At 69.8% G+C, this 25,085-nt stretch carries 19 protein-coding genes and 1 pseudogene; 10 read left to right on the top strand and 10 right to left on the bottom strand.

Annotated features, from left to right (window positions below; translation table 11 throughout):
- Positions 1-30: 30 nt before the first annotated feature.
- The 5 genes and pseudogenes from BM145_RS05495 to BM145_RS05475 all read right to left on the bottom strand — a co-directional run bounded on the left by BM145_RS05495 (position 31) and on the right by BM145_RS05475 (position 8,845).
- The gene (locus BM145_RS05495; protein ID WP_245739095.1) at positions 31-3,018 is read right to left on the bottom strand and encodes a TonB-dependent receptor; all 2,988 of its coding nucleotides are present in this window, start codon (positions 3,016-3,018) and stop codon (positions 31-33) included.
- A 138-nt stretch (positions 3,019-3,156) separates the two neighbouring features.
- Positions 3,157-5,181, bottom strand: coding sequence for a discoidin domain-containing protein (locus tag BM145_RS05490; RefSeq protein WP_093332299.1), 2,025 nt, complete (start codon positions 5,179-5,181; stop codon positions 3,157-3,159).
- Between the two features lie 5 nt (positions 5,182-5,186).
- Positions 5,187-6,227, bottom strand: a pseudogene (locus tag BM145_RS05485) (glycoside hydrolase family 43 protein); the annotation flags it as partial.
- A 16-nt stretch (positions 6,228-6,243) separates the two neighbouring features.
- Positions 6,244-7,254, bottom strand: coding sequence for an arabinan endo-1,5-alpha-L-arabinosidase (locus BM145_RS05480; protein WP_093332296.1), 1,011 nt, complete (start codon positions 7,252-7,254; stop codon positions 6,244-6,246).
- A 13-nt stretch (positions 7,255-7,267) separates the two neighbouring features.
- Positions 7,268-8,845, bottom strand: a complete 1,578-nt coding sequence (locus tag BM145_RS05475) for an alpha-N-arabinofuranosidase (RefSeq protein WP_093332295.1) — start codon at positions 8,843-8,845, stop codon at positions 7,268-7,270.
- Positions 8,846-9,132: 287 nt separating this feature from the next.
- On the opposite strand from BM145_RS05475, the gene BM145_RS05470 reads away from it, so the two are divergent.
- Complete coding sequence (locus BM145_RS05470; protein ID WP_093332428.1) at positions 9,133-9,861, top strand: FadR/GntR family transcriptional regulator; 729 nt, start codon at positions 9,133-9,135, stop codon at positions 9,859-9,861.
- 858 nt (positions 9,862-10,719) lie between these two features.
- Here BM145_RS05470 and BM145_RS05465 read toward each other — a convergent pair.
- A complete protein-coding gene (locus BM145_RS05465; protein WP_093332294.1) occupies positions 10,720-12,513 on the bottom strand; it encodes an IlvD/Edd family dehydratase in 1,794 nt (597 codons plus the stop codon).
- Positions 12,514-12,538: 25 nt separating this feature from the next.
- On the bottom strand, positions 12,539-13,681 hold the full coding sequence (locus BM145_RS05460; RefSeq protein ID WP_093332426.1) for an aldose epimerase family protein: 1,143 nt from the start codon (positions 13,679-13,681) through the stop codon (positions 12,539-12,541).
- Between the two features lie 127 nt (positions 13,682-13,808).
- Here BM145_RS05460 and BM145_RS05455 point away from each other — a divergent pair, with 127 nt between their 5' ends.
- Positions 13,809-15,119 carry a sugar MFS transporter gene (locus BM145_RS05455; RefSeq protein ID WP_093332293.1) on the top strand — a complete coding sequence of 437 codons (1,311 nt, stop codon included), beginning with the start codon at positions 13,809-13,811 and terminating at the stop codon, positions 15,117-15,119.
- Positions 15,120-15,310: 191 nt separating this feature from the next.
- Here the strand turns inward: BM145_RS05455 and BM145_RS05450 are convergent, their stop codons facing one another.
- Positions 15,311-16,183, bottom strand: a complete 873-nt coding sequence (locus BM145_RS05450; protein ID WP_093332292.1) for an SMP-30/gluconolactonase/LRE family protein — start codon at positions 16,181-16,183, stop codon at positions 15,311-15,313.
- 84 nt (positions 16,184-16,267) lie between these two features.
- On the opposite strand from BM145_RS05450, the gene BM145_RS05445 reads away from it, so the two are divergent.
- The 5 genes from BM145_RS05445 to BM145_RS05430 are packed head-to-tail and all read left to right on the top strand — an operon-like array spanning position 16,268 to position 20,817.
- Positions 16,268-17,800, top strand: coding sequence for an aldehyde dehydrogenase (NADP(+)) (locus BM145_RS05445; RefSeq protein WP_093332291.1), 1,533 nt, complete (start codon positions 16,268-16,270; stop codon positions 17,798-17,800).
- Between the two features lie 53 nt (positions 17,801-17,853).
- Positions 17,854-18,741, top strand: a complete 888-nt coding sequence (locus BM145_RS05440; RefSeq protein ID WP_093332290.1) for a 2-dehydro-3-deoxygalactonokinase — start codon at positions 17,854-17,856, stop codon at positions 18,739-18,741.
- Positions 18,738-18,887, top strand: coding sequence for a hypothetical protein (locus BM145_RS15975; protein ID WP_177200091.1), 150 nt, complete (start codon positions 18,738-18,740; stop codon positions 18,885-18,887). The genes BM145_RS05440 and BM145_RS15975 overlap by 4 nt, the downstream gene beginning before the upstream one ends.
- On the top strand, positions 18,884-19,879 hold the full coding sequence (araD1, locus tag BM145_RS05435; RefSeq protein ID WP_093332289.1) for an AraD1 family protein: 996 nt from the start codon (positions 18,884-18,886) through the stop codon (positions 19,877-19,879). Before BM145_RS15975 ends, araD1 begins: the two co-directional genes overlap by 4 nt.
- On the top strand, positions 19,876-20,817 hold the full coding sequence (locus BM145_RS05430) for a Gfo/Idh/MocA family protein (protein ID WP_093332284.1): 942 nt from the start codon (positions 19,876-19,878) through the stop codon (positions 20,815-20,817). Before araD1 ends, BM145_RS05430 begins: the two co-directional genes overlap by 4 nt.
- 106 nt (positions 20,818-20,923) lie before the next feature.
- Here the strand turns inward: BM145_RS05430 and BM145_RS05425 are convergent, their stop codons facing one another.
- Positions 20,924-21,904, bottom strand: coding sequence for a quinone oxidoreductase family protein (locus BM145_RS05425; protein ID WP_093332425.1), 981 nt, complete (start codon positions 21,902-21,904; stop codon positions 20,924-20,926).
- Positions 21,905-21,986: 82 nt separating this feature from the next.
- Between BM145_RS05425 and BM145_RS05420 the strand changes: the two genes are divergently transcribed.
- The 3 genes from BM145_RS05420 (at position 21,987) to BM145_RS15970 (ending at position 23,071) form a co-directional block, all read left to right on the top strand.
- Complete coding sequence (locus BM145_RS05420) at positions 21,987-22,499, top strand: hypothetical protein (protein WP_093332281.1); 513 nt, start codon at positions 21,987-21,989, stop codon at positions 22,497-22,499.
- Positions 22,500-22,554: 55 nt separating this feature from the next.
- Positions 22,555-22,752: a hypothetical protein gene (locus BM145_RS05415; protein ID WP_093332278.1), complete on the top strand. Its 198-nt coding sequence runs from the start codon at positions 22,555-22,557 to the stop codon at positions 22,750-22,752.
- 145 nt (positions 22,753-22,897) lie between these two features.
- The gene (locus tag BM145_RS15970; RefSeq protein WP_177200090.1) at positions 22,898-23,071 is read left to right on the top strand and encodes a hypothetical protein; all 174 of its coding nucleotides are present in this window, start codon (positions 22,898-22,900) and stop codon (positions 23,069-23,071) included.
- Between the two features lie 203 nt (positions 23,072-23,274).
- Here the strand turns inward: BM145_RS15970 and BM145_RS05410 are convergent, their stop codons facing one another.
- Positions 23,275-25,080, bottom strand: a complete 1,806-nt coding sequence (locus tag BM145_RS05410) for an autotransporter domain-containing protein (RefSeq protein ID WP_093332276.1) — start codon at positions 25,078-25,080, stop codon at positions 23,275-23,277.
- Positions 25,081-25,085: the final 5 nt, after the last annotated feature.

Below are 25,085 nucleotides of genomic sequence, written 5' to 3'. Positions count from 1 at the left end.
CACGGCGCGTCCTCCGCCCGTCAGCCCCGATCAGTCATAGGCGTAGCGGATGCCCAGGGCGAAGGTACGCGCGAGGAGGACGGTGCCGAGATTATACTGCTCGAACCCGCCGGCTTCCTCGAACTTGTAATATTCCTGCTGCTTGGCCTTGGTCAGGTTGACCGCGTCGAACGTCAGGCCGAGCCGATCGGTGAGGTTCGCGGTCAGCTGGAAATCGAGGCTCTTCTCCGGCCGGCGCCACACGCCGATCGGATTGGCGAACAGCCGCGCCTCGTTACGCGTCAGGAACGCCTTGCGCCACACGTAGGACAGGCGCGCGCCGATCGGCCCGCGGTCGTAGGCAGCCGTCAGATTGTACGAGAAGTCCGACACGTTGAAGAAGGCGGAGCTGGTTTGGCCGGTGATGTTGCCGGCGCTGTCGACCTGCGGAATGTTCTGGCGCGAGTCGAGGAAGGTGAGGCTCCCCTGCGCGCCGAACCCCTTCAGGATACCGGGCAGCCCGCGCGGGAACAGCGTGAAGCCCACCTCGGCGCCCTTGAGGACGCCATTCGAGGCGTTCTCCGGCCGGGTGATGACGAAGCGGTCGGTATTGAGGCCGGTGTTGGGGATCACGAACAGCGAGCTGATCGGCACCACCAACCCCTGGATCTCGCGCCGGAACAGCGTCGTATAGATCGCGGCGTCACGGTCGAAATACCATTCGGCGCCGAGATCGTAGTTCTTGGACCGGGTCGGCTGAAGCGTGGGGTTGCCTTGCGACCCCGTCCCGCGGCCGATCTGCGTCAGGTCGCCGGTCAGCGTGAAGTTCGGATTGAGGTCGCCGAACGCCGCGCGGCGCAGCGTCTCGCCGTAATTGGCGCGCAGCCGCACGCCGTCGAACGGCTCGAACCGCAGCGTCACCGCGGGCAGGAAGCGGTTGGCGTTGACCGACGTCTCGGTGGTCGCCCGGGGCGGCAGCCGATCGGTAAAGGTAACGTTCGTGTCGACGTCAACGTAGCGCAGGCCGAACTGCCCTTGGAGCGGCCGGCCGAAGATCGACACCTCCGTATCCGCCTGGATGTAGGCGGCCATGTTGACCTCGCTCACCCGGAACACGGGGATGAAGTCGAGATTGTTGCTCAGGCGAAGGTTGTTGACGCGGATGCCGCCCGGATTGGTCGCGGTGGCCTGGCGATCGAGATAGAGCTGGCGGATCGCGTCGGCGTTCGCGGAGAGCGCGTAGCCGTTGGGGGCGATCCACGACGTCGGGATGTCGGCGCGGCCGTCGAAGAAGCCGCTGTTGGTGTATTGGAACTGCGGGTCGAGCGTCGCGAAGTTCACGCCCAGCACGCCCGCATCGGCGGTGCGCGAGAAGGAGCGCGCGCTGCGATCGTCGTAGCGGATGCCCGCCTTGACCTGCCGTACGAAGCCCTGGTCCCACTTGTACTCGCCGTCCAGGTGCAGCGTGTAGGCGCCGCCCTTGTTGGTATCGGCGTTGTCGAACAGCTCGCCGACCGTCCACGTCCCCGGCTGGGTCAGCAGCGCGTCGTCAGCGAAATGGTACGACGGAATGCCGTTGCCCGTGTTGAAGTTGACGTCGATCCGGTCGGCGACGCGCGTCAGCCGCTGCGCGATGAAGGTCGTCTTGTTGGTGCTGGTCTGGCGCGACAGGTCGGCGACGATCTTGCCGCCCTCGCCCACGTCCCATTTGCCGTTCAGCGCGTAGACGAAGCCGTCGGTCTTGTTGCTGGCATAGTCGCCGCTCTGGAAGCCGAACACGTTGAACGCGTTGCGGGCGCGGACGATGTTGGTGCCCTCGTACAACTCGACCGAGGTGGGCGGCGGCACCCAGAAATCGACGAAGCTGAACTGCAGGCTGTTGAAGGTGTTACCCCGGAAGCCCGAGTAGAACATCTCGGCGGTGTAGACCGACGAGCTGTTCGGCGCCCATTGCAGCGCGATGTTCGCCGACGGCCGCTCGCGCTTGCCGCGCAGGTCGGACGAGAAGATCGCGTCGCGCGACAGCAAATAGGGCGTGGAAATGCCGTTCACGAGCATCGTCGAGCCGGCCGTGTCGGGAAGACCGCGTTCGCTTCCAGGCATCCAAGCACCCAAGCCTGGTCCCTCGCCTGGGAAGATGCGCTGGAACGGCACCAGCCCGGTTCCGGCGGTCGGCGTGGCGTTAGCGAACGGGACCTGGGCGCCCGACGTCACCGCCATGTCGCGATATTTGGTACGCGCGTAGCTGGCGTTGACGAGGATGCCGATGTCGCCGATCGCTGTGGTCCGTCGGTCGCTGACGAGCGCGGAGACGTTGGGGTTATAGGTGTCGGCCTGCTCGTTGTAGATGCCGCGCGCGAAGCCCGAGATCGCGAAACCGTCGAAATCGAACGGTCGCCGCGTAAACACGTCGATCTGCCCGGCGATGCCCGTCTCGATCTGCTCGGCGGCGCGCGTCTTGTACACGTCGATGCGTTTGACGAGGTTGGCGGGGATGTCCTGCAACGCGAAGGCTTGGCCCGCCGCGGTAAAGATGTTGCGTCCGTTGAGCGTCGTCAGCGCGTCGGGCAGGCCGCGGATCGCGATGCCTGCCGCCTCGCCGCCGGAACGGTTGGTTACCTGGACACCGGTAATGCGTTGCAGCGCCTCGACGACGTTATTGTCGGGCAGCTTGCCGACGTCCTCCGCGACGACCGAGTCGACCACCTGCACGGCGTTGCGCTTGACGTTGAGCGCGCCGACGATGGACGCGCGCACGCCGGTGACGACGATCTCGTCGCCCGTTTCCGCCGCCTCCGGCGCATCGGCCGCCGCCGCGGCGGGGTTCGCGGCCTGGCTGGCGGCGGCGTCGCTGACCGCGCCGCCCGCCTGATCCTGCGCGGCGCTGCCGGTGCCGCGCGCGGGCGTGCCGTCCGACGGCTGCTCGGCGCCGTCGCGAACGACGCCACCGGTCTGCGGCGGCGTCTGCGCGGCCGCGCCGTTCGCGATCAGCATTGCCATCGCCGAGGCGGTGCCGAGAATGAGTGATGTGCGTGCCATGCGGCCTACCCCTGCCCTTGATTGCCGTCGATCGCGGCTATTGATCGGACATATGTATGAGGAAGATGCAGATGAACGCAAGCCTTGTTAACGGCTTGTACGACAAGAGGAGGCAGCGCCGGGCGGCGGCGCGGATCGCTAGAACAGCTTCGCCTCGACCAGCCGCAGCGCCCGGTTGGGCTGCTGGTCGAAGAGGATGCGGACGCGGGTCGTCGTCATGCTCGGCCAGCGCGCGTGGGTGATGCCGTTGGCGACGGGCGCGTCGGCGCGCGCGGGCAGATCCGCCCAGTCGCGGCCGTTCCACGCCTGCAACCGGTACGCGGCGGGCGCGGCGAAGCGGCCACCGTCGGCGAAGAAGGCGAGCTCCGCCCGTTCCAGCCGCATCGCTTTGCCGAAATCGATCGCGTACCATTGCCGCACGGGACCAGGCTCGGACGACCAGCCATTGCCGAGTTCGGGAAAGAACCAGACGCGTCCGTCGATCGCGTCGTGGACGTTCTCCTCGCCCGTCGCGGTGGAGGCGCTTCCCTTGGGGAACTGACCGCGTACCAGCTGCACGGCACGGTCGATCGGCCGCGCGATCGGCGGCGTCGCGGCGCGAGCGACCGGCACGGTCAACCGGCCGAGCGTCGGACGACGCGCGACCTCGACCCCGTCGACCTCGATCGCCAGACCGGCTCCACGACCGTAGTGCCGCCCGTCGGCGTCCCAGGTCACGGCGACGCGGCGCCCGTGATAGGGCACGTCCTGCACGCGGAACCACGCCAGCGCCTCGCGGTCGCCCGCGTCGGGCAGCAGCGGGTTCACCTCCAGCACGTCGTCCGCGCGCGGTCGGATGCCGACGAGCCCGCCGAGGACGAGATCGACATAGCCGGAGTGGAAATAATGGTGGCTGCGTCCCAGCCCGACGATCGGCCGGCCGGTATCGGGATGGTAGTCCTCCTCCAGGTCGAGCAGCGCACCCTGATAGTGGAGGCGGGTATATTGGCGCAGCAGCCGCAGGTAATCGCCCCGCGTCACCACCGACTGATCGTAATGGTCGAGCAGGTTGGCCATGCCGAGCAGGACCTGTGTCGTCTGGAACGGCCAGACGGGGCCGTTCCACTGGCACTCGCGGGAGCCCCCGGTATGGCCGCCGCCCTCGTACCGGTACTGGCGCATATAATGCTGGTAGCTCGGCTCCACGGTGCGCATCCCCGCCGCGCCGCCCAGTTCGGCGGGTGACAGCAGGTGCGACCAGGCGGCGGCATGGCGGCGGTCGTCGTCCGCCATGTCGAAGGTCCAGGGCAGGTAGCCGACCAGCTCGCGCCCGCGGATCGGCTGCCAGGCGCGGACGAACGGCGTGGTCTTCTGGTGCCGGTCGATAAAGTGGCCGAGCGCCGGGCTCCACAGGTCGCGGTCGACGCGCGCCTTGATCGCCGCGGCACGCGCGTCGAAGTCGCGCTGGGCGGCACGGTCACCGCTCAGCGTCGCGATGCGCGCGATCGCCCGCGCGTTGGCGTACATATAGGCGTTGATCGAAGGGCGGAACGCGTGCCCGCCCAGGAAACCGTCCTGCCCCCCCGACGCGTCGATCGAGGAGATGGTGTACTCGGTCGCGTCGGCGATCGGTTCCACCCAGTAGAGGCCGCGCGCGCGATCGAGATGGTCGTCCCACGCGGCGTACAGCCGGCGCATCGCCGCCAGGTGCCGCGTCGCCGCCGCCCGGTCGCTGTCGACGAGGTAGCGGCCCCATACCGAGTCGGCCATGTAGTCGCTGAAGTGGCGGTCGTTGCCGCCATTGTACATGTGCGCGATGTAATCGTCGGCAAAGCGCCGGTCGCGCAGCCAGCGCCCCTCACCCAGGTGAAAGCCCGTCGCGTCGTTGAGGCTGGCCCAGGGTTCGAGCTGCCACGACACGTCGTCGAGGAACTCGGTGGAGATGTAGCCGCGCTCGCCCAGGTCGCGCTGGTGCGCGCGGAACAGCGACCAGCGATAATAATAGACCGCGTCGATCGCCGGGTCGGCGGACTCGAAGAAGGGAATGCGGCCTTCGTACCAGGGCGCGTCGTTGCCGAACCGTTCGAGCGCGATCGCGTGCGCGTCGAGCACCGGCGGCGGCACCGGCGCCACGCCGAGCAGCACCGTCGCCGCCACGGCCGCCACGACGCGCCAAGCGCGCATCAGGCGAGCGGGCCGTTGGGCAGCGGCGGCTCGAAATCCGGCGTGCCGTCGGCACGGTAGCGGATCGGCTGAACGCGCGTGTGACGGTTGGGATCGAACAGCGGGTCGCCCTCGATCTTCTCGTAGTCGCGGGCGTGGAACACCAGCATGTCGCGCCCGCGCTCGTCGACGGTGAAGCTGTTGTGGCCGGGTCCGTAGATGCGGTTCTTCACGTTCGTCTTCAGCACCGGCTCGGGCGACTTGGTCCAGGCGGCCGGGTCCATCACGTCGGCATCGTCGCGCGCGGTCAGCATGCCCAGGCAGTAGCGCGCGTCGGTAGCGCTCGCCGAGTAGGTCATGAACAGCCGCCCGTTGCGCACGAGCAGCGCCGGCGCCTCGGCGACCTTGAAGCCGCGGATCTCCCACGGCAGCGTCGGCACCGTCAGGCGGGTGGGCTTGGCCGCCAGCGTCAGCGGCGTCGCGAGCGGGGCGATGTACAGGTTGGAATTGGTCTCGATCCCCGGCTCGCGCTGCGCCCAGGCGAGATAGCGCGTGCCGCGATGGACGAAGCTGGTCGAATCGAGGTTGAAGCTATCCCACGGCGTCTGCAACTGGCCGAGCACGCTCCACTTGCCCGTCATCGGATCGGAACCGTCGCAGGTGATCGCGTAGGTGCGGATGCGGAACACGTCCTCGCCGCCGCCGCTAGGGCCCGCAGCGAAGTACATGATCCAGCGGCCGTCGATCAGCTGCATCTCGGGCGCCCATAGAAAGCCCGACATCGGCCCGCTCGCCTGGTGCCGCCACAGCACCGCCTCCTTGGCGGTGGAAAGGCCCGCGATCGTGCGCGACCGGCGCAGCACCAGCCGGTCGTACTCCGGCACCGACCCCGTCATGTAGTACCAGCCGTCGGTATGGCGGAACACCTGCGCGTCGGCGCGCTGACGGACCAGCGGGTTGACGATGGTCGGCACGGCCGCGCGCGGGCGGCGGCGCTGCGCCAGCGCAGGCACGGCGACGGCCGCGGCGGCACCGGCGAGAAAGAGGCGGCGGGAGGGGGTGTCCATGGAAAGATCCTCGCGGTTATTGCTTCACCGTCGGCCAGCCGTCGGCACCCCAGACGATGGGGGCGATGCGGAGCGTCGGCGCGCCGTTCTTCTGGCGGTCATAGGCGTGGTAGACGACAGTGTCGGTACCGTCGCGGTCGCGGAACGCACCGGCATGGCCGGGCCCGCGGAACCGCTCCTTCTCCTGCAGGTCGGCGCGCAGCAGGATCGTGCCGCCCCCTTCCATCATCGCGCTGCCGTCCTTGCCGCGATAGGGGCCGGTCACCGCCCTGGAGCGGCCGACCACGGTGTAGTAGGTGCTGTTCACCCCCTTGCAGCAGTAATCGTAGCTGGCGAGCAGCCAGTACCAGCCGCCGTGATCGATGATGAACGGCGCCTCCACCGGCGCCGGCCCGCCCGCGGGGGCGGGGCGGCGGGCGATCGACACCGGCGCCTCGCCGGGACGGAGCAGCTTGCCCGTCTTCGGGTCGAGCGCGAACAGCTTCAGCCCCGTCCAGAAACTGCCCAGCGCCAGCCAGTGGCGGCCATCGCGATCGGCGATGAAATTGGGATCGATCGCGTTGAAGTCGTCCCGCGTGGTCGACATCACCACCGGCCCCTCGTCGCGCCAGCCGTAGTTCGGCGCCGCGGAATCGAGCGTCGCGCTGGTCGCGAGCCCGATCGCCGATCGGTTCGAGCCGAAGGTCGAGACCGAGTAATAGAGCCGGTACCGGCCGTTCACGAACGAGATGTCGGGTGCCCACATGTTCTTGGCGCCCGGGATCGCCTTGGCCGCCCAGTCGGGCAGGCGCGCGAACGGCGACCGTTCCTCCTGCCAGCGGACCAGGTCGGGCGACGTCCGCGCGTCGAGCATCCGCCCGCCCAGGCCGGTGCTGAACACGTGAAAGGTCGCGCCCTCACGGATGATGACGGGATCGTGGACCGGAGAGATCGCTCCCTCCAGCGGCGTGTCGGGCGACGCCGCCGGAGCGGCGCCCGCCAGGGCGACCGCCAGCGCGGCGGCGATCGTGACCATCCGTCCCGTCATCTCTCCGCCTCCCTCAGCGCAGGTCGAGCATGACCACCGACTTGGCCGGCAGCGTCACGGTCAGCGTGTTTCCCGCGACCTGCGCGCCGGTGAAGGCGGCGGGCACGACGGTGTTCGGCGCGTCGAAGGTGTTGATCGCGTTCATCGCCGGTGCGGTGACGATCTGTCCCGACACGGTGCCCGCGGTGACGCCGGTCAGCGTCGCGGTGACGGTGATGCTGCGGTTCGGGTCGGCATTGGCCAGGCCGACATGGACCTGCCCCGCCTTGTCGCGCACCGCGCTCGCGCTGATCGCGGGCATCGTCCACTGGTCCTTGTTGTACCAGGGCGACTTGATCTCGATCGGCAGCACCGCCGCGTCCATGTACGGCTTGTACATCTTGAACACGTGATAGGTCGGCGTCTTCACCATGCGCGGTCCATCGGTCAGAATCATCGCCTGGAGCACGTTCACCATCTGCGCGATCGCGGTCATCTTCACGCGATCGGCGTGCTTGGCGAAGACGTTGAGGTGGATCGCCGCGACCAGCGCGTCGCGAAGCGAGTTCTGCTGGCGCAGGAAGCCCGGATGCGTGCCGGGGTCCTGCGCGTACCAGGTGCCCCACTCGTCCACCGCCAGCCAGATGCGCTTCTGCGGATCATATTTGTCCATGATCGCGGTGTGCTTGGTGATGAGCTCGTCCATCTTCCACGCGCCCGCCAGCGTCTCGGCCCAGCCGGCCTCGTCGAACACGGTCGGCGAGCCGCGCGGCGGCCAACTGCCCGGGATGGTGTAGTAATGGAGCGACAGGGCGTCGATCTGGCCCGCCGCCTCGCGGATCATGGTTTCCGTCCACTTGTAATCGTCGACGTTGGCACCCGCCGCGATCTTCAAGATGCGGGTGCCCTCGGGCGCCTTGATGAAGGTGGCGTAACGGCGCGTCAGGTCGGCGGCATATTCGGGCCGCATGTTGCCGCCGCAGCCCCACAACTCGTTGCCGACGCCGAAATAGGGCACCTTCCACGGCGCCTTGTGGCCGTTCCTGGCGCGCTCCTCGGCGAGCGTGCCGGCGGGCGAGGTCATGTACTCCACCCACTCCGCCATTTCCTGCGGCGTGCCGTTGCCGACATTGCCCGCGACGTACGCCTCCGCGCCGATCTGCTCGGCCAGGTCCATGAACTCGTGCGTGCCGACGGTGTTGGGCTCGGTCACGCCGCCCCAGTGGGTGTTGATCTTGACCGGGCGCTTGTTCTTCGGGCCGATGCCCTCGCGCCAGTGATATTCGTCGGCGAAGCAGCCGCCCGGCCAGCGGATCACCGGCACCCCCAGCTCCTTCAGCGCGCCGACCACGTCGTTGCGGAAGCCGCGCGTGTTGGGGATGCGGCGATCGTTGCCGACCCACAGGCCGCCGTAGATGCCGGTGCCCAGATGCTCGGCGAACTGGGTGAAGATGCGCCGGTCGTAGGTCGGACCGGGCGTGTCCGCCCGCACGGTCGCGGTCGCCGCCTCCGCCGTGGTGGCGAGAGGCGCGGGCGCCGTCTGGGCGTTGGCCGCTGCGATGCCGACGATCATCGACACGGACGCGAGCGCGCGCTGGAGCAGGTGCATCATCTGGGATCCTTCTGTGACGAGATCGAGGCGCGGGGCGCGCGAACGGCGACGTGATCGAGGGTCGTGGCAGGTGATCGCTGCGACACTGGCACTCTCCTCCCGCATCGGCGCCGATCGGCGCACGTTTCGCCGCCGATATCCTCCGGCTGCGCCATGGCTAGCACGATGCGCGGTCAGGTCAAATAGTCTGACAACATAATTGATTGAGCGGCACCTTGGCCGCGCGATGCTTGCGCCCGGTGCGCGCATGCGCCTACAAGACGGCACGGGAGGGAGCCGAGGACACCATGGTCGCTGCAAGACGGAGCCGACCGGCGCATTCCTCCCTGGCGCAACGGCTCGGCGTCGCGATCGTCACCGGCCGGCACCCGCCCGGCGGACTGTTGCCGGGCGAGATCGAATTCGCCGAGAGTTTCGGCGTGTCGCGCAGCGTGATTCGCGAGGCGCTGCGCACGCTGGCGGCCAAGGGATTGGTGGAGAGCCGCCCCAAGACGGGCACGCGGGTCCGCGATCGGCGCGACTGGAACCTGCTCGATCCCGAACTGCTCGGCTGGATGTTCGAGGGCGCGCCGTCGCTGCCCTTCGTGCGCAGCCTGTTCCAGCTGCGACTGATCGTCGAACCCGCCGCCGCCGAGATCGCTGCCGCGCGCCGCAGCGCCCGGCAATTGTCGGCGATGGGCCACGCGCTGGAGACGATGGCCGAGCACGGCCTTGCCAGCGAGATCGGCCGCGCCGCCGACCATCAGTTCCACGCCCTGATCCTGGAGGCGACCGACAACGAGCTGCTGGTCAGCCTGTCCGCCAGCATCGCCGCGGCGGTGCGCTGGACGACGTTCTTCAAATATCGCCACGAGAAGCAGCCGCGCAACCCGATGCCCGAACACCACGCCCTGTTCGAGGCGATCGCCAACGCCGACACGCCCGGCGCCCGCGACGCGACGCTGAAGCTCGTCCACCAGGCGCAGCTCGACACCGAAGCCGCGATCAAGCTGGGCGAGCGCCGCAGCAAGGAGTGAGGGTGACTCACCCTTGGTCGGGTGCGTCGAGCGCCGATCCTGGATCAAGGCCCCCGGCTCGACGTCATACCGCTGGTAGGCGGACGTGCGCTTTCCCCGCTCCCCGCCTTCGTGGAAGGCCGGCACGATCAGGATTGTAGGAACCTAGAGCATCGGGCCTAGGGCGGATCGACATTCAGCGAAGATGCCGCTGTTTCCCAGCGTTTCTTACCCCGGCGGAGGCCGGGGCCCAGTTGGGAGGGGGCGGTTGAAGCAGCGCCACGACTCTCATGCACCTTTCCCAACTGGGCCCCGGCCTCCGCCGGGGTGAGAAAAACGTAAATGTCGATCCGCCCGAATACCTGATCCGTTCGTGCTGAGGAGGCCCTTCGACTGCCTGCAAGGCAGGCGCTCAGGAGAGCCATTGAGCTTGTCGAAATGCCGTCTCGAAGCCTGTCCTGAGCGGCCGGCCGTGCCGGCCAGCCGAAGGGCACATGCCCTTCGAGACGAGCCTTCGTGGAAGGCCGGCACGATCAGGATCGTAGGAATCTAGAGCATCAAGCGTGAAATCCGACCCACTGCCGTTCGCCCTGAGGAGAGGCTGAGCGAAGTCGAAGCCTCGTCTCGAAGGGCATGTGCTTCGAGACGGCATTTTGACAAGCTCAATGCCTCCTCAGCACGAACGGGGGCAGGTATAAGGCTCGATGCTCTAGCCCCTTCCCTCAGGGGGGATCGTCGCGAAAGCTCTTCGTCATGTCGGACTTGTTCCGGCATCCACCACACCGCGAAGCAACAGGCCGTCGAACTCGCCGCGCAAAGGACCCCGGAACAAGTCCGGGGTGACGGAGGGCGCGCGTGCAAGTTACAGACCCGCTGCCCTCAGTGATTGTCGCGCGGCAAGCCCATCGTCTGGGCGATGCGCTGATACTTCTCCGCGCCCTCCAGGATCGCGCCGGTGTTCATCTGGCCCACCGTGGCGCGCTGGATCTCCTGCCACGGCGTCTGCGAGGCGGGGAAGCGATAGCCGCCCGCCGCTGCCAGCGCGGCACGCCGCTCGGCCAGTTCCGCCTCCGGGATCAGCACGTCGACGGTCGCCTTGCCCAGGTCGACGCGGACGCGGTCGCCCGTCTTGAGCAGCGCCAGGCCGCCCATCGCCGCGGCTTCCGGGCTGGCGTTGAGGATCGAGGGGCTGCCGCTGGTGCCCGACTGGCGGCCGTCGCCGATGCACGGCAGCGCGTGGATGCCCTCGGTGATGAGATAGGCGGGCGGGCGCATGTTGACGACCTCGGCCGCGCCCGGATAGCCGATCGGGCCGGCGCCGCGCATGAACAGCAGCGTCGCGGGCGTGATGCCGAGCGACGGATCGTCGATGCGATGATGGTAATCCTCCGGCCCGTCGAACACCACCGCCGGCCCCTCGAACGCGTCGGGATCGTCGGGATTGCACAGGTAGCGCTCACGGAACTCGGGGCCGATCACGCTGGTCTTCATCACCGCCGCGTCGAACAGGTTGCCCGACAGGACGAGGAACCCGGCCTCCTCCTTTAGCGGCCGTTCGAATGGGTAGATGACCTTGTCGTCCTCGATCGGCTTGCCGCGGCAATTGTCGCCGATGGTGCGGCCGTTGACCGTCATCGCGTCTTCCGCGATCAATCCCTGTTCCATCAGCTGGTTGACCACCGCGGGCACGCCGCCCGCGCGGTAGTAATCCTCGCCCAGATACTCGCCCGCGGGCTGCAGGTTGACGAGCAGCGGCACCTTGTGCCCCTCCGTCTCCCAGTCCTTGAGCGGCAGGTCGACGCCGACGTGGCGCGCGATCGCCGCCAGGTGGATCGGTGCGTTGGTCGACCCGCCGATCGCCGAATTGACCTTGATCGCGTTGTGGAACGCGTCGCGGGTCAGGATGTCGGAGGGCTTCAGATCCTCCGCCACCATCTCGACGATGCGCTTGCCCGTGCGCCACGCCACTTCTTGCCGGTCGCGGTACGGCGCCGGGATCGCGGCCGAACCGGGCAGCGACAGGCCCAGCGCCTCGCACAGCGAGTTCATCGTCGTCGCCGTGCCCATGGTGTTGCAGTAACCCGTCGACGGCGCCGACGAGGCGACCAGGCGGATGAACTCCGCGTCGTCGATCTCACCCGCGGCGAGCAGCTGGCGCGCCTTCCACACGATGGTGCCCGATCCCGTTCGCTCGCCCTTGTGCCAGCCGTTGAGCATCGGCCCGACCGACAGCGCGATCGCGGGGATGTTGACGGTCGCCGCCGCCATCACGCACGCCGGCATCGTCTTGTCGCAGCCGATCGTCAGCACCACGCCGTCCAGCGGGTAGCCGTAGATCGTCTCCACCAGCCCCAGATAAGCGAGATTGCGGTCGAGCCCCGCGGTCGGCCGCTTGCCCGTCTCCTGGATCGGATGAACCGGGAATTCGAGCGCGATGCCGCCCATGTCGCGGATGCCCTCGCGCACCCGCTCGGCCAGCACCAGATGGTGGCGGTTGCAGGGCGACAGGTCGCTGCCGGTCTGGGCGATGCCGATGATCGGCTTGCCCGAGCGCAGTTCCTCTAGGCTCAGGCCGAAGTTCAGGTAGCGCTCCAGGTAGAGCGCGGTCATGTCGATATTGTCGGGATTGTCGAACCACGCCCGGCTGCGCAGCTTGGTCGGAGAAGTGCTCACCAGTTTTTTCCTCGGCGTAAACGGTTCAGCGCGCGACGGAGACGCGGTAGATCATGCGATGGCGATAGGGCTTGCCCGGCTCGACCCGCGCCGATCCGAAGGCGGGCCGGTTGGGCGTGTCGGGGAATTTCTGCGGCTCCAGCGCCAGCCCGTCGCCCATGCGATAGACGTGGCCGGACTTCCCGATCAGCGTACCGTCCAGGAAATTGCCCGAGTAGAACTGAACGCCCGGCTCGGTCGTCAGCACCTCCAGCACGCGGCCCGAGGCGGGGTCCTCCATCCGCGCGGCGAGGCCGGGTTCCGCGGTGGCACCCTTGTCGAGCACGAAATTATGGTCCCAGCCGCGGCCGATCACGATCTGCGGGTCGCGCCCGTCGCGGATGCCGTCGCCGAGCGACCGGCCGCGCGTGAAGTCGAACACCGTGCCCGCGACCGGCCGCAGTTCGCCGGTCGGGATCAGCGCGGGCGTGACGGGCGTGTAGCGTGCCGCGGGGATGGTCAGCCGCTGGGCGTAGATGCCGCCCGGCGACCCCTCGCCTGCCAGGTTGAACAATGCGTGATTGGTCAGGTTGACGATCGTCGGCGCGTCGCTGGTCGCGCCGAAATCGATGACCAGCGCGCCGCGATCGTCGAGCGCGTAGGTGACGGTGACGTCGAGCTTGCCGGGATAACCCTGGTCGCCCGCCGGGCTGGTCAGCGCCATGGTCACGCTGGCGACGCCGTTCTTCTCGCCCACCGACACGATGCGCCACACCCGCTTGTCGAAGCCCTCCGTGCCGCCGTGGAGCGAATTGGCCTTGTCGTTCAACGTTAGCTGATACGCCTTGTTGTCGAGCGTGAACTTGCCGCCGTCGATGCGATTGGCGTAGCGGCCGATCGTCTGCCCCCAATAATTGGGATGCGTGACGTAATCGGACGCCTTGTCGTAGCCGAGCGTGATATCCACCGTCTTGCCGTCACGACCGGGCACGTTGAACGTCTGGAGCGTCGCGCCAAGCGTCATGATCCGCGCGCTGACGCCGTTCGCGCCGGTCAGCGTCACCGCCTCCACCGCGGTGCCGTCGGACAGCGTACCGAAGGGCGCGCGCTTCGCGGTCGCCGCCTCTGCCGCCGCGGGCATGCAGATCGCCGTCGCCAAGCCGGTCGCCAGCGTCCATAACCTATCCATCATACCCCTCCCGGTCGGCCTTTGTCGCGGGTTGCGGATTGACCGATCACCGCCGACGAATATAGTCGGACATATTGAAACGATGCAAGCGCCCCGACGGCGAGGACGCTGCGAAGAGGAGAGCACGATGGCGGGACCGATCGCATCTGGGGGCCGGGCGACCGCGGCGCCGCCGGGAGCCTCCTACGGCCGGGCGCTAGGGCTGCTCGCCAGCCTGTTCTTCATGTGGGGGTTCATCACCGTCATCAACAACACGCTGCTGCCGCACCTGCGCAGCGTGTTCGACCTCAACTATACCCAGACGACGCTGATCGAGAGCGTGTGGTTCATCGCCTATTTCTTCGCCTCCATCCCCGCGGCCAAGCTGATCGAGCGGGTCGGCTATCAGAAATCGCTGGTGATCGGCCTGCTGACGATGGCGGCGGGCGCGCTCGGCATGGTGCTGGCGGCCAGCCTCCCCTCCTACGGCGTGACGCTGATCATGCTGTTCGTGATCGCCAGCGGTATTACGCTGCTCCAGGTCGCGGCCAACCCGTACGTCGCGGTGATCGGGCCGAGCGAGACCGCCTCGTCACGGCTCAACCTGGTACAGGCGATGAACTCGGCCGGCACCATGCTCGCGCCGCTGTTCGGCGCCTATCTGATCCTCGGCCGGTCAAAGGGCGGCACCGCCGCCACCGGCACCGTGCTGACGGAGGCGGAGCGGCTGGCCGACGCGCAGTCGGTGATCCTGCCCTACGTCATCGTCGCGGTGGTGCTTGCCGTGCTGGCGGTGGTGATCGCGCGCTTCCCGCTGCCCGCGATGGGCAGCGCCACCAGCCGGGTCGCCAAGGCCGACCGCAAGAACCATTCGTTGTGGAAGCACCGCAACCTGGTGTTCGGCGTCCCCGCCATCTTCATCTACCTGATCGCGGAGATCGGCGTCGCCAACCTGTTCGTCAATTTCGTCAGCCAGCCGGAGATCGCCAACCTGACCAACGAGCAGGCGGGCCGCTATCTGGCGCTGCTGTGGGGCGGCATGATGATCGGCCGCTTCGCCGGTTCCGCGATCATGCAGCGCATCCGCGCCGAGACGGTGCTGGCCGTCTTCTCGATCGGCGCGTTCGTGGTGATGCTGATCACCGTATTCACCACCGGGCCGATCGCCATGTGGTCGCTGATCCTGGTCGGGCTGTTCCACTCGATCATGTTTCCGACGATCTTCACGCTGGGGATCAAGGGCCTGGGGCCGCTGACCGAGGAAGGGTCGGGCCTGCTCATCATGGCGATCGCGGGCGGCGCGCTGGTCGTGGTACAGGGCTGGATCGCCGACGCCTATGGCCTGCAGACCTCGTTCCTGCTGACCGCGGCGTGCGAACTCTACATCCTGTTCTACGCCGTATGGGGCGCCAAGGTCACCGCGCCGCTGCCCGACCCGGTCGCCGAAACCACGCACTGAGCTTGGTCGATCCTTCCCGTCCTGCCAGGACGGATCGACCTCCGACTTCGTGACCGCCCCGGCGAAGGCCGGGGTGGATTATAGGGCGAAAGATCCTTCTGCGCTGGATGGGTCCGACGCGAGGCGAGGGTCGCGCGATCAACCGGAACTCGCCCCGGCTGATCCGATGACCTCGCCGCCTCGGCCGCCTGTCACACCCGCGCCGGCGGCAATGCCTGGCCGGGCACCTCGACCTCGAACGAGAACAGGCTGCCCGCGTCCGGCTGATCGGCGAGCGCGGCGTCGTCCAGCCCGATCCGCGCGGTGGTGACGAAGGCGGTGCGCAGGTCTGGTCCGCCCAGCGCCACCTTGGTGACGTTCGCCGCCGGCAGCCGCACCTCACGCAGCACCGCGCCCTCGGGCGAGTAGAGCCGCGCGCGCCAGCCGCCCCACAATCCCACCCAGACGTTGCCGCCCGCATCGACGGTGACGCCGTCGGGATGGCCGTCCGCGGCATCGATCCGCGCGAAGAGGCGCGGGCTGCCCGTCCGCCCTTCTGCGTCGATCGGCACCGCGTGGATCATCCCGCCCGTCGTATCGACGTGGTAGAGCAGCCGCCCGTCCGGGCTGCTCGCCGGGCCGTTGGTGATCGTCACCGGATCGATGCCAGTCGCCGCCACCGCCTTCCCATCGAAGTGGAACACGCGTCCGGTGGCGCGCTGCTGTTCGTCGTCCATGGTGCCGAACCAGATCGTGCCGTCGGGCGCGACCGTGGCGTCGTTCAGCCGGTTATGCGCGGGATGCGGGTCTGGCGCGGCGAGATGGTGGAAACGGCCGGTCGCGGGATCGAAGCGGGCGGGCCCGCTCCGCAATCCCGCGATCAGCGTGCCGTCGGCGGCGGGCAGCACCCAGCCGACCTGCGTCGGTGCCTCCCACGCCTCCACCCCGCCCGTCACGGGATCGTAGCGGTGGACGCGCGGCGCCTTGATGTCGACGAACCACAAGCAGCCGGCACGCACGTCCCAGGCCGGCCCCTCGCCCAGCAGCATCTCGCCGCGCCACAGATTGCGTACGTCGCCCATCATCGCCTCTCCTTCGCGACCGGCGGTTGCCGGTTCGACAGGCGGCACCTATACCCCGCCTCAAGTCAGACATTAAAGGATCAAGTCATGGCCGAGGCCGACGCACAGCGTTTCCGCGGGATCGAGGCCGCCACCGGGCAGCCGATCGAGCCGGATTACCCGATCAGCACCGTCGCCGACGTGGACGCCGCCTGCGCCGCCGCGACCGCCGCCTTCGACGCCTATCGCGAGACGGACGCCGAGGCCCGTGCCGCCTTCCTGGAGGCGATCGGCGAGGAGATCATGGCACTCGGCGACGCGCTGCTCGACCGTGCGGCCCGCGAGAGCGGGCTGCCGCTCGCTCGACTGACCGGCGAGCGCGGTCGTACCGTCGGCCAGCTGAAGCTGTTCGCCCAGGTCGTCCGCGACGGATTGTGGCGGCAGGTGCGGATCGACCCCGCCATGCCCGATCGCCAGCCGCTGCCCCGCGCCGACCTGCGCATGCGCATGGTGCCGCTGGGGCCGGTGGCGGTGTTCGGCGCCTCGAACTTCCCGCTCGCTTTCTCCACCGCCGGCGGCGACACCGCCGCGGCGCTGGCGGCGGGCTGCCCGGTGGTCGTCAAAGGCCATCCGGCGCATCCCGGCACCGACGCGATGGTGGCGGGCGCGATCCGCGCCGCAGCACAGCGCACGGGGATGCCCGACGGCGTGTTCGGCCATGTCGCGGGGCCGGGCAACGCGCTCGGCACCGCGCTGGTCCAGGACCCGCGCATCGCCGCGGTCGGCTTCACCGGATCGCGCGCGGGTGGCCTCGCGCTCGTCCGGCTGGCGCAGGCGCGCGACGTGCCGATCCCCGTCTACGCGGAGATGTCGAGCGTAAACCCGGTCGTCGTCATGCCCGCGGCGCTCGCCGCGCGCGGCGCGGCGCTCGGCACCGCGTTCGTCGGCTCGCTGACGATGGGCGCGGGCCAGTTCTGCACCAATCCGGGGCTGGTGCTCGCGGTCGAGGGCGACGGCATCGACGCGTTCGAGGCGGCGGCGGCCGAGGCGCTGGGCGGCCACGCGCCGCAGCCGATGCTGACCGGCGGCATCCGCGCCGCTTATGCCGAGGGTACCGCCGCGCTCGCCGGCAACGCCGCGGTGCGCGAACTCGCCTGCGGCCAGGCCGGCGACGGTGTCGCCAGCGAGACGGCGCGCCTGTTCGTCACCGACGCCGCCGCCGTCCGCAGCGACCCGGCCTTGACCGAGGAGGTGTTCGGCGCCTCGTCCCTCATCGTCCGCTGCCGCGACCTGGACGAACTCGCCGCCATCCTGGACACGGTGGAGGGACAGTTGACCGCCACCATCCTGCTCGACGAGGCAGATCACGAGCCCGCCCGCCGGCTGGTGCCGATCCTGGAGCGCAAGGCCGGTCGCGTGCTCGCCAACGGTTGGCCGACGGGTGTGGAGGTCGCGCCCGCGATGGTCCATGGCGGCCCCTTCCCCGCCACCTCGGACGGCCGTTCCACCTCGGTCGGAACGCTGGCGATCGATCGGTTCCTGCGGCCGGTCTGCTACCAAGACCTGCCCGAGCTGCTGCTCCCGCCCGAGCTGCGCGACGGTGCGGCGGGGCCGCGGCTGGTCGACGGCAAACCGGCTTGACGGTGACCAGCACCGCGATATTGTCCAACAAATAAAAGAGAGAGGAACGCCGGGTGCCGTCAGCGGCCACCTACATCGCCGTCGACTGGGGCACCACCAACCGCCGCGCCGCGCTGATCGGCGACGACGGCGTGGTGCTGGACGGCTTCTCCGACGATCGCGGCGTCCTCTCCCTCTCTCGAAACGACTATCCCGGCGAGTTCGCCGCGATCCGCGGACGGTTGGGCAACCGACCGATCGTCGCGGCCGGCATGATCGGCTCCAATCGGGGCTGGCGCGACGTGCCGTATGTCGACGTGCCCGCCGATCTCGACACACTGGCCCGCGGCGCGTGGCGTGACGAGGCGCACGCGGTCACAATCCTGCCCGGCGTGGCCCAGCGCCACCCCCGTGCCGACGTGATGCGCGGCGAGGAGGTGCAGGTGGTGGGGGCGGTTGCTGTGGGTGTGGCGCGGGCCGAGGCAGACGGCGCCGCGCTGTTCTGCCAGCCGGGCACGCACAACAAGTGGATCGACGTGGCCGGCGACCGCATCACCGGCTTCGCCACGACGATGACGGGGGAGCTGTTCGCGCTGCTCCGCCGGCACGGCACGCTCGCGGGGATGCTCGACGCGCCCGTGACCGACGGCCCCGCCTTCCGCGAGGGGCTCGCGCGCGCGCGGAGCGAGGCGGGGCTCGCCACCGCCTTGTTCGGCGTGCGCGCGGGCGTGCTGCTCGGAACGGTCGCCCCGGCGGACGCCGCGTCGTTCGCCAGCGGCCTGCTGATCGGCGCCGACGTCGCCGGGCGAGCGCCGGGTGGCCGCGTCCACCTGCTCGGCAACGGTCCTCTCGTCGATCTCTACGCCGCCGCCATCGGCGAGAACGGCGCGGAGGTCGTGCCACTCGACGGCACCCACGCCTTCGCGGCGGGGCTCCGCCTCTTGTGGGAGAAGACGCGATGACCCGCCGTTTCGACGCCGCGCCGACGTTGTTCCCTGCCGAGGGGGCCGCCCCCGCCTCTCTCGCCGCGCAGCGCGCGGGAAAGCCCGCATCCGCGGTGGCGCGCGACGCCGCCCGCTTCATCTCCGTTTCCGAGGACCCAGCATGACCGCGACCCGATTGATCCAGCACCGCGCACCCGACGGCATCCGCCGCGTGATCCTGGCGGAGGGCGACGCCGCCCACTCCCTGCGCGAGGTCGCGACCACGCGCGACCTCGCGCTGGCCGCGGTCACCGACGGCATGTCGCTCGCCGACGCCGCTCGGGCACGGCGCGGGGACGAGACCGTCGACCTCGCCGCCGAGCTCGCCGCCGGCCGCCTGCTGCCGGCGATCGACCATCCCGACACGGCGCGGCTGATGCTGGCCGGCACCGGCCTGACCCATCTCGGCTCCGCCTCGGGACGCGACGCGATGCACAAGGCCGCCGCGGATGCCGAGCACCAGACCGATTCGATGCGCATGTTCCTGGAGGGCGTCGAGGGCGGCAAGCCCGTAGCGGGCGAGACGGGGCAGCAACCCGAATGGTTCTACAAGGGCGACGGCCAGGCGCTGGTCGGGCCGGAACAGCCGCTGCTGTCCCCCGCCTTCGCGCAGGACGGGGGCGAGGAGCCGGAACTCGCCGGTATCTACCTGATCGGCGAGGACGGCACGCCGCTGCGCCTTGGCGTCGCGCTCGCCAACGAGTTCAGCGACCACGTGACCGAGCGGCACAATTACCTGTGGCTCGCCCATAGCAAGCTGCGCCAGGCGGCGCTGGGCGCCGAACTGCTGCTCGGCGACCCGCCCAAGGACATCCGCGGCACCAGCCGCATCGTCCGCGCCGGCGAGACATTGTGGGAGAAGCCGTTCCTGACCGGAGAGGACAACATGTCGCACCACCTGGCCAATCTGGAGGCGCACCATTTCAAATATGCCGGCTTCCGCCGACCCGGCGACATCCACGTCCACTTCTTCGGCACCGCCACCCTGTCGGTCGCCGATGGCGTGACCACGCGCGAGGGAGACGTGTTCGAGATCGACGCAGCCCCCTTCACCCTCCCCTTGCGCAACACGCTGGCGATCGCCGCGGCCGAGACCGTCACGGTGCGCGCACTGTGACGGCGCCGATCCGCATCGCAGTCGTCGGCCTGGGCAAGATCGCTCGCGACCAGCACCTGCCCGCCATCGCCGCCACGTCGAACTTCGACCTGGTCGCGACCGTCAGCCGTCAGGGCGACGGCGTCGACGGCGTGCCGCATTTCCGCGACATCGAGCAGCTCGCCGCCAGCGGCACCGTCGTCGACGCCGTGGCGCTTTGCACGCCGCCGCAGGTCCGCCGCAGCATCGCCCAGTTCGCCATCGCGCAAGGGTGGCACGTGTTCCTGGAGAAGCCCCCCGGCGCGACGCTCGCCGAGGTGATCGCGCTGCGCGACGCGGCCGCCGCGGCGGGCGTCAGCCTGTTCGCCAGCTGGCACTCGCGCTACGCCGATGGAGTGGAGCCGGCGCGCGACTGGCTGGCCGGCCGCACGATCCACCGCGCGACGATCACCTGGCGCGAGGACGTGCGCGTCTGGCATCCGGGCCAGGACTGGATCTGGGAGCCGGGCGGCTTCGGCGTGTTCGATCCCGGCATCAACGCGCTGTCGATCGCGACGCGCATCCTGCCGCACCCCTTCTTCGTCGAGACCGCCGAGCTGGACGTGCCGGAGAACCGCGCCGCCCCGATCGCCGCGCGCGTCGCCTTTCGCGACACCGCCGGCGCGCCGATCGCGATGGACCTCGATTTCCGGCAGGAAGGCCCGCAGAGCTGGGACATCGTGGTCGAGACCGACGCCGGCACGCTGACGCTGGCGCAGGGCGGCGGCGTGCTGTCGATCGACGGCGGCACGGCGCCCGCGGCGGACACCGATCTGCACGGCGAATATCCCGGCCTCTACCGCCGCTTCGCCGCGATCGTGCGCGCCGGCGTCTCCGACGTCGACGTCAGCCCGCTGCGCCTGGTCGGCGACATCTACCTGCGCGCGCGTCACCACGTCGTCGATCCGTTCCACGAGTAGCGTCACCGGAGCCCGATCCGGGCACGAGGCCGAGGCGACGAAGAGCGGAACGCGCGACGGACGTGGGGGCGGTCGCCCGTGACAGGTGCCGAGCGGTCGAGCGCCCCTACACCGTCATGACCGTCGCGCCATGCGTTCCCCGGCCCTCGATGGCGCGGTGAGCGGCGGGGGCGTCGTGCAGGGAGAAACGTTGGCCGATGGGGAAGGGCAGCCCCGCGGCCATCATCGCGAACACCCGCTCCGCCAGATGGCGGCGCTGCGCCGCCGTGGCGCCGTAATGGGCGAGCGTCGGGCGCGTCACGAATACCGATCCCGCCTTCATCAGGTCGAGCGCGGTGAAGGGCGGGACCGCGCCGCTCGCATTGCCGTAGCTGACCAACAGCCCCGTCGGCGCGAGACTCGCGAGCGATGCGTCCCAACTCGCCGCCCCGACGCCGTCCAGCACCACCTCCACCCCCGCCCCGCCGGTCAGCGCCCGGACCTCCGACGCGAGCGTCGCCATCGGGCAGGACAGCACGTGCGCCGCCCCCGCCTCCCGCGCCCGTTCCGCCTTCTCCGCCGTTCCGGCATGAGCGATCACCACCGCGCCGCGATGCGCGAGCCACGGCACCAGGATTGACCCCATGCCACCCGCCGCCGCGTGGACCAGCACCGTTTGGCCGGGTCGCACCTCCGCGCACTGCTCGATCAGGTAGCAGGCGGTCATCCCCTTCAGCATCGCCGCCGCGGCCGCCTCGTTGCCGACGTCGTCGGGCAGTGGCACCAGATGCTCCGCGGGGATCAGCCGCACCGTGGCATAGGCGCCGAGCGGCCCGGTGCCGTACGCGACGCGACGTCCCACCGCCAGGTCGGTGACGCCGTCGCCGACCGCTTCCACCACGCCCGCGGCTTCCGCCCCCAAGCCGCTCGGCAGCGCGACGGGGTAGAGGCCGGATCGCTGATAGGTATCGATGAAGTTGAGGCCGACGGCCGTCTGGCGCACCCGCACCTCGCCCGGACCCGGGATCAGGGCGGCGGCGTCGACCGGCTCGTTCCGCATCACGTCGGGGCCGCCCGTCCGGTCGATCGTCACGCGGAAATCGGTCATGCTGGTCTGCTCCATGCTGTCGGCGGCAACGTCCCGGTGCGACGTTCGGCTCCCCGCACGGTCTTTGCGCGTTCATGGCGTCATGGTCCGCGCGCTCAAGGTGTTCCGTACACCCATCGGCTTTCACGACGCCTATGTCGCCGCACCCAGCCGCAAGGCCGCGCTCGCCGCCTGGGGTGCCGACGCCGACCTGTTCGCCCGCGGCCTCGCCGAGCAGGTGACCGACCCGGCGCTGACCCGCGAGCCGCTCGCCTCACCGGGCGAGGTCGTCCGCAAGGTGCGCGGCACGATGGCCGAGCACCTCGCCGCCCTGCCACCATCGACGCGCCGACCGCGTGCGAAGGCCGCCGAGACGAAACCGTCGGCCAAGCCGCGCCCGACCCGCGACGATCTCGACGCGGCGCAGGCGGCACTCGACAAGGCCGAGAGCGACCACGATGCGGCCTCGCGCGAACTGGCCGACCGGGAAGCCGCGCTGGCCCGCGAGCGGCGTGCGCTCGACCGCGCCCATGCCCGCGTCGTCGCCCCGCTCGAACGCGCGCGGGACGAGGCGGATGCCCGTTATCGTGCGGCGATGGACGCGTGGCGCGGCTGATCGTCGCGATTCGGACCTATGTGGCGTCATGACGCGTTGACGTGGGGGAGGAGCCATGATGCGCCGTTCGCCGTTCCTGCAAGACCCCCGCGACCTGTTGACTCATCATGTCGCGCTGGCGGTCGAGTCGCCGATGGAGGAAGTCCGCGCCATGCACATCCGCGCGGCCGAGCATCAGGCCGAACTGGCCAAGGCCAGCGGACTGACGATCGCGCCACCCTTGCTCAATCCATCCGTTCCGCGCCGCCGCTGATCGTTGCGGTGGCGGTCTCGACCCGTCAGGAGTAGGATGCCGTCATGAGCGATCTGCGGCCCCCCTCCCTCGCCCGGCAACTTCCCTGCCGTTCGCCCTCCGGCGCGGCGGGCGATGCCGGCCCCGTGACACGAGGATCGGTCGCATGACGACGCTGGAGCGCGCGTTCGAACTGGCCGACGCCGGCAGCTGCCGCACGGTGAGCGACATCCGCCGCCAGCTGACCAAGGAGCGCCACGACCAGGTCGACGCGCACCTCGCCAGCGGCGCGCTGAAGAAACAGCTTCTCGCCCGGATCGCCGCCGCGGCCGCGCGGTAGCGTTCGACAGGTCACGTCGAAGCGCCGGGCGTGCTCCGGCAAAGGGGATGCTTCTGCGAAGCTCTTCCGAGAGCAGTTCTTCCCGTCACCCCGGACTTGTTCCGGGGTCCACGATGCCGCGAAATCAACAGCTTGCTGATTTGCGGCACGGTGGATGCCGGAACGGGTCCGGCATGACGGAGGATTTTTGCAGAGGCCCGAACTCAGAACGCCGCCGATAGTCCCGCGAATGCCGTGACGCTGTCGCGATCGTCGCGCAGCGCATAGCCGGACACGCCGGCACGCACCGACAAGGGGCCGGCGACCCGGCCGTCGACGCCGAAAGCGTAGCTCATGTAATCGCGCTTCGCCCGCTCGACGTCGCCGGTGAAGCTGATCGGCGCCCCCGTCGGCGTGATCGTGATGGCGCGCGGATCGTCGTCGAACTCGCGCTCGTACCCAGCGCGCGCGAACATCCGCACCGGCTGCCCCGGCAGCGACCGCACCACCGCGCCGAACCGGCCGGTCAGGCTCTCCACCTCCTGCCGGCCGAAGGCCGCCCCGGTCGAGAAGCCGCCGCTCTCGGCATAGCCGGCCAGCCGCACCCGATCATACTGCACCGCCACGTCGGGGCCGAGCGCGACGCCGCCGGCGGTCAGCAGGTCGGCCGCGGCGGTGAGCCGGCCGGCGACGTAGTTGCCGTCGGTGTTGCCGTCATGACGCCGGATCGCCGGGCCGAGCTGCACCTGCCGCGTGATCCGGCGATAGTCGATCTCGCCGTAGGTCCCGTCCGCCAGCAGCCGTACCGGCCCCAGCTCGCCGCGGGCATAGCCGCTGGCCGACCACGCGCGCGGCTTGTAGCTGCCTGCGCCCGCGTCGAACCGGCCGGTTCCGTCCGAGTAGCCGCCGGCCACGCCGATGCCGGACGCGTCGCCGATCGCCAGGTCGACGCCCCCCGCCCCGGTGAAGCCGCGCTGATTGATGCCGACGCGCTGCGCCGACCCGTCATTGCCGTAGTAATGATAGGCGGCACTGCCGAACACCGACAGGCCGCGCCCGATCCGCTGCGATCCGCCGCGCTCGGCCGCCTCGAACAGGTCGCGGTGCGCCCGGAACGTCGCCTGCGCGGCGTAGCCGAGCCCCGCGATCTGCTCGGGCGCCTGCACCAGGCTGGCGATCGCCTGCCCCTGGATGCGCTGGGTGATGCCGGCGGGGTGGACGGAATCGGCCAGGATGTACGTCTCGTTGGCATTGGGCGAGACCAGCGTCGCGCGCGTGCAGGCGAGCGAGGAGGGCACCGTGCAGGCGACGCCGGTGATGTTGGTGTAGCCGTAGGTGGCGGGGCTCGCGACCAGCTCGTTGAACAGCCGGTCGGTGTCGAAATACAGCGCGTTGACGTTCGCCGAGGCGAGCGCGGCGGCATAGGTGCGGTTGAACAGCTGGAGGCCGGCCTGCCCGCCCGACTGCACCGCCAGCGTGACGATGCGGCTCGCCCCCGCCGTTTGCAGGCGCGTCACCTGCGCGGCGAGCTGCGTCGCCGCGGTCGTCAGGAGACCGTTGTTGGTGCCGCCGCCCGCCTGGAACGCGAAGAAGTCGTTGCCGCCACCCTGGATGTAGACCAGGTCGCGCGGCCCGAAGCTGCCGCCGGCGGCGAGGAAGTTGTTGATCTGCGTCGCGATCGGGATCGACAGCGCGTTCGCCGCCGTTACCCGCGCGCCGCCCACCGCGTAGTTGGTGCCCCCCTGGCCGTAGACGGGCGCGAGCGGCAGCCCCAGCCGTGCTGCCATCACCTCAGGCGCGACCGGATCGGGGTTGGTGGTGAAGCTGCCTGCGTCGCGCGGCAACCGCAGGTCGAGCGTCAGGTAATAGCCGCCGTCGGACAGGCTGTCGCCGAACACGACCACGCGGCCGACCGGATCGGCCCCGGCATCGGCCGTGGCGCCGGTCTGCGCCTGTGCCTGTGCCTGTGCCTGCGCGGCCGGGACCATGACATTGCCCAGCAGCAGGGCGGCGGCGATACGCGTTCTCATGATCC

Source organism: Sphingomonas rubra, from assembly GCF_900115745.1.
In the GTDB taxonomy this organism is placed as follows: domain Bacteria; phylum Pseudomonadota; class Alphaproteobacteria; order Sphingomonadales; family Sphingomonadaceae; genus Sphingomonas; species Sphingomonas rubra.
The sequence above is the reverse complement of the archived record's forward strand: the minus strand, read 5'-3'. Positions and strand labels throughout refer to the sequence as shown.

Coding starts and splice junctions, on each gene's coding strand:
- BM145_RS05495 (WP_245739095.1), bottom strand. CDS start 3,018: ATGGCACGCACATCACTCATTCTCGGCACCGCCTCGGCGATGGCAATG.
- BM145_RS05490 (WP_093332299.1), bottom strand. CDS start 5,181: ATGCGCGCTTGGCGCGTCGTGGCGGCCGTGGCGGCGACGGTGCTGCTC.
- BM145_RS05480 (WP_093332296.1), bottom strand. CDS start 7,254: ATGACGGGACGGATGGTCACGATCGCCGCCGCGCTGGCGGTCGCCCTG.
- BM145_RS05475 (WP_093332295.1), bottom strand. CDS start 8,845: ATGATGCACCTGCTCCAGCGCGCGCTCGCGTCCGTGTCGATGATCGTC.
- BM145_RS05470 (WP_093332428.1), top strand. CDS start 9,133: ATGGTCGCTGCAAGACGGAGCCGACCGGCGCATTCCTCCCTGGCGCAA.
- BM145_RS05460 (WP_093332426.1), bottom strand. CDS start 13,681: ATGGATAGGTTATGGACGCTGGCGACCGGCTTGGCGACGGCGATCTGC.
- BM145_RS05455 (WP_093332293.1), top strand. CDS start 13,809: ATGGCGGGACCGATCGCATCTGGGGGCCGGGCGACCGCGGCGCCGCCG.
- BM145_RS05450 (WP_093332292.1), bottom strand. CDS start 16,183: ATGATGGGCGACGTACGCAATCTGTGGCGCGGCGAGATGCTGCTGGGC.
- BM145_RS05445 (WP_093332291.1), top strand. CDS start 16,268: ATGGCCGAGGCCGACGCACAGCGTTTCCGCGGGATCGAGGCCGCCACC.
- BM145_RS15975 (WP_177200091.1), top strand. CDS start 18,738: ATGACCCGCCGTTTCGACGCCGCGCCGACGTTGTTCCCTGCCGAGGGG.
- araD1 (WP_093332289.1), top strand. CDS start 18,884: ATGACCGCGACCCGATTGATCCAGCACCGCGCACCCGACGGCATCCGC.
- BM145_RS05425 (WP_093332425.1), bottom strand. CDS start 21,904: ATGACCGATTTCCGCGTGACGATCGACCGGACGGGCGGCCCCGACGTG.
- BM145_RS05420 (WP_093332281.1), top strand. CDS start 21,987: ATGGTCCGCGCGCTCAAGGTGTTCCGTACACCCATCGGCTTTCACGAC.
- BM145_RS05415 (WP_093332278.1), top strand. CDS start 22,555: ATGATGCGCCGTTCGCCGTTCCTGCAAGACCCCCGCGACCTGTTGACT.
- BM145_RS15970 (WP_177200090.1), top strand. CDS start 22,898: ATGACGACGCTGGAGCGCGCGTTCGAACTGGCCGACGCCGGCAGCTGC.
- BM145_RS05410 (WP_093332276.1), bottom strand. CDS start 25,080: ATGAGAACGCGTATCGCCGCCGCCCTGCTGCTGGGCAATGTCATGGTC.